Raw genomic sequence first — 3,868 nt, 5'->3', positions numbered from 1 at the left:
TTAAATATAGTATAATTAATAGTGAATAGATAGTTTAATATAACTATTTATTCACTATATTTTTTATAAAGTGAAATTATTAAATTAACTATATCTATTTAGTATATATAGTATAATATATTTAATAAAATGTAAATAAAATAGTGAGTGTTGGAGGATAGCCTTGAAAGTGCAGGAAGTCATATTACAGGAAAATAAAAAAGGATACATGTTACTTGATGATGGTTTACCAGTAATTCCAGTGGTTAAATATATTAAATATCTTGATAATACAGAAAAAAGTAGTAACACTCAGAAAACTTACTGCTATAGTTTAAAGCTCTATTTTGAATTTTTAAAAGAAGTAGAAAAAGATTATCGGGAAATTAATATTAACGATTTATCTGATTTTGTTGGTTGGCTAAGAAATCCTTATGAAAGTAATAAAATAGTCGGTATAATGCCTACTAAATCAAAGAGAACAGAAAGAACAGTTAATTTAATTATTTCAGCAGTTACTAATTTCTATGACTATCTATTTAGAACAGAAGAAATAAATAATGACATGATTGATAAACTTATGAAACAAATATTTATTGGGAAAAATAGGATTTATAAAGACTTTTTATATCATGTGAATAAAGATAAACCTATAAATAGGAATATTTTAAAAATTGAAGAACCAAGAAAAAAGTTAAAGGTACTTACTAAAGAAGAAGTAGAAGAAATATACACTGCAACGACAAATATAAGGGATAGTTTTTTAATTAGACTATTATTTGAAACAGGGCTAAGAATTGGAGAAGCCTTATCACTATTTATTGAAGATTTTATTTGTGATTATCAAAATGGTCATAAAATCAGGTTAGTGGATAGAGGAGAACTTGTTAATGGTTCTAAATTAAAGACAGGAGAAAGAGAAATTCATGTATCGCAAGAGTTAATGGATTTGTTTGATGACTACATGTATGATATATTAGACGATTTAGAAATAGATACTAATTTTGTATTTATTAAAATAAAAGGTGAAAAATGTGGAGAACCCATGGATTACTCTAATGTTAATTCTCTATTTAAGATGCTGGAGAAGAAAACTGGAATAAGAATTTATCCCCATCTTTTAAGACATACACATGCTACCATGTATTATAGACAGACAAAAGATATTAAGCAGGTGCAAGAAAGATTAGGTCATTCCCAAATACAAACTACTATGAATCTATATCTGCATCCTTCAGATGAGGACATAAGAAAAAGTTGGGAAATAGCACAGCCAGTCTTTAAGATAATTACTAATAAAAACGAGGAAGGTAAATTCTAATGATGAATCCTTTAAATCTACTTGGATATAACAGCGTGATAGAGTATCAACAAATAATTATTGATACCATATCAAGTTATAAGGAAAAGCTTATTAATATTGACGGTTCAGTAACCTATAAGGAAGTTAGAACAACATATTTTATAGATAATGATGCTTGGCATATAGACTTTTTTGGTGGCATAGAACAATTTAAAAAACAGTATGAGAAATATAAGTACAAAAATAAAAATATATTTTTTAGATTCAATAATCCTAATATAAATAAAGAAATAAAGTTTATAATCTATCATAGATTTTTCAAAACTGAATGGTCTTTTTGTAATGCTTTTGTAAACCAAAATAGTATGTTTAAAAGATTATCAGACTTTATAAATGAAAAGTATCCTAATTTAAATTCCATACTTGATTTAGATATAGATAAAGCAAATTTTGAATGGATAGACTGGCTTGAAAATAAGGGTATAAAAACTTTAGTAACGAGGTATGAAAAAAGTTTAGGTAAAGAGTGTACTTGCAAAACCACTATAGCATACCTATTAAATCAAGTTTATCAGGAGTTATTTAGTCTTACAGATACAAGAATAGAGTGGGAAAAGGATATTTGGGATATAAAAAATCTTGAAAAGTATGGTTTAACCTTTAATAAATCATCTACTAGTTACCTAATAGATTTTACCTCAATAGAGAATGAAAATATTAAAACAGAAATAAAAAGATATTTTAAGCAGAAGCTATTAAGTAATCATAAATTCACTATTGGAACTGCACGGCATGTTTTCAATTTTATTCAAAAATTTATATATTGTATACTACAATTAGAACCTACTTGGAATGATTTAAAAAAATTAGACAGAGAACATATAGAGAAGTATATAGAATGGCTAAATACTTATACAGTAAATAGATTAACTCGTAAAGATGCTAATGTATCAAGCTATAAAATTAGAGCTTTAACTAGTATTCAAAAATTTTTATCTGATATTCAAATAAAAGAGTATTCTATTGCTCCTATTAAAAATGCTAGGATGCTTATCTTTCCAGATGACAAACCAACTTTAAATAAAAAGTCGTATAAACAAATAAAATATATACCAGATTATGTTTTAGACCAGTTGTTTAATAATATTAATAATCTACATAAAGAAGTAATTCCTGTCATCTGGGTAATGTATAAAACAGGACTACGTATATCTGATGTGTTGGGATTAAAACAAGATTGTCTTGTTAAGCTTAATAATAAATACTGGGTAGAAACTGACATAGAAAAAACTTATGAAATTGGACATAGAATACCTATTGATGATGAATTGGCTAATATGTTATCTATTTTAATTAATAATACTAAGCAAAATAGTAATGAGGATAACAATCCTGAAAATTATATTTTTGTTAGATATAATGGCAGCAGAAAAGGCAGACCTTATTCAAAGGATTGGATCCGGAACAATCTTAACGCTTTTGCAAGAGAATATAATATAATCGATGAAATGGGTCATTTGTATCACTTTAAAAACCATTCCTTTAGACATACCTATGCTATAAAAGTATTAAATGGTGGTGCTGATATATTAACTGTTCAGGAATTATTGGCTCATGCTTCGCCAGAAATGACAATGAGATATGCAAGACTTCTTGATGATAATAAGAGGAAAGTCTTTGACAATGTAATAAATCAAGGGATATTCAGTTTTGATATTGAAGGTAAACTTTATGAAGAAACGCATGGAGATACTCCTGAAGATATTCTTGATATGCTTTGGACTAATCATAAATTAAGCTCCATAGATACTCCTTATGGAACCTGTTTACAGAGAAGTAAAGGAAAATGTAATTTTGCTAAGCAACCACCTTGCTTAACTTGTAATGGAGGTAGACCATGCAAGGATTTAGCAGTGGGTATATTTGAAGGAGATGTAAAGAAATATGAAATACATATAAATGCTACAAGATCTCTTATAGAACAGGCTAAATATTATAATCGTGAGGATATGGCTAGAGAAAATGAAGAGCTTTTAAACCTATATGAAGAAATATATGATACTGTATATAGCGGAAATATTGTATATGGAAAATTAGATAGATTAATAAAAAAAGTGGTGATAAATAATGAGTAGTTATGATCGTAAAGAACACTTAAACCAATTACATGCTCAAAGAAGGGCTGATACTCAAAGAAAGGTAGATGAGTCTATAAAAAGACTTATTAAAATAAATAAGAACATTAATTTTAATAGTGTTGCTAATGAATCAGGAGTTTCTAAAGCAACTTTATATAGTAATCTTAACATTAGAGAAAGAATTGAAACTTTAAGGCGGCAACAATCACAAGTACCTACTCCAAAACAGGTTAAAAGGGAAATGGATGATAATAATAAAGATGCTATAATTGCAAGCCTCAAAAGAAAAATAAAAAAGTTAGAAGAGGAAAATGAGCAACTAAAGGAACAGTTAAAAATTAGTTATGGAGATATCTATAAGAAAATATAAGAGAAATGAATATATTATACATGTATAATATATTCATTTCTCCTTAATTACCTATTTTTAAAAATTAGGTCTTGATAA

General features: G+C 27.0%; 3 protein-coding genes. All 3 read left to right on the top strand.

Features of this window, described 5'->3' with window-relative positions:
* The first annotated feature begins 169 nt into the window (after window positions 1–169).
* The 3 genes from KQI38_RS00035 to KQI38_RS00025 are packed head-to-tail and all read left to right on the top strand — an operon-like array spanning window position 170 to window position 3,790.
* Window positions 170–1,300 carry a tyrosine-type recombinase/integrase gene (locus tag KQI38_RS00035; RefSeq protein ID WP_308525318.1) on the top strand — a complete coding sequence of 377 codons (1,131 nt, stop codon included), beginning with the start codon at window positions 170–172 and terminating at the stop codon, window positions 1,298–1,300.
* Window positions 1,300–3,417: a tyrosine-type recombinase/integrase gene (locus KQI38_RS00030; RefSeq protein WP_216554053.1), complete on the top strand. Its 2,118-nt coding sequence runs from the start codon at window positions 1,300–1,302 to the stop codon at window positions 3,415–3,417. Before KQI38_RS00035 ends, KQI38_RS00030 begins: the two co-directional genes overlap by 1 nt.
* Entirely contained in the window at window positions 3,410–3,790 is a 381-nt protein-coding gene (locus KQI38_RS00025) for a DUF6262 family protein (protein WP_216554050.1), read from the top strand. Before KQI38_RS00030 ends, KQI38_RS00025 begins: the two co-directional genes overlap by 8 nt.
* Window positions 3,791–3,868 lie beyond the last annotated feature (78 nt).

Origin of the sequence: Tissierella carlieri, from assembly GCF_018917285.1 — a bacterium.
Lineage (GTDB): Bacteria > Bacillota > Clostridia > Tissierellales > Tissierellaceae > Tissierella > Tissierella carlieri.
This window is presented reverse-complemented; position numbering and strand designations above follow the sequence as displayed.

Bases quoted from the DNA above. Each gene is read 5' to 3' on its own strand.
- KQI38_RS00030 (WP_216554053.1), top strand. From the start codon at position 1,300: ATGATGAATCCTTTAAATCTACTTGGATATAACAGCGTGATAGAGTAT.
- KQI38_RS00025 (WP_216554050.1), top strand. From the start codon at position 3,410: ATGAGTAGTTATGATCGTAAAGAACACTTAAACCAATTACATGCTCAA.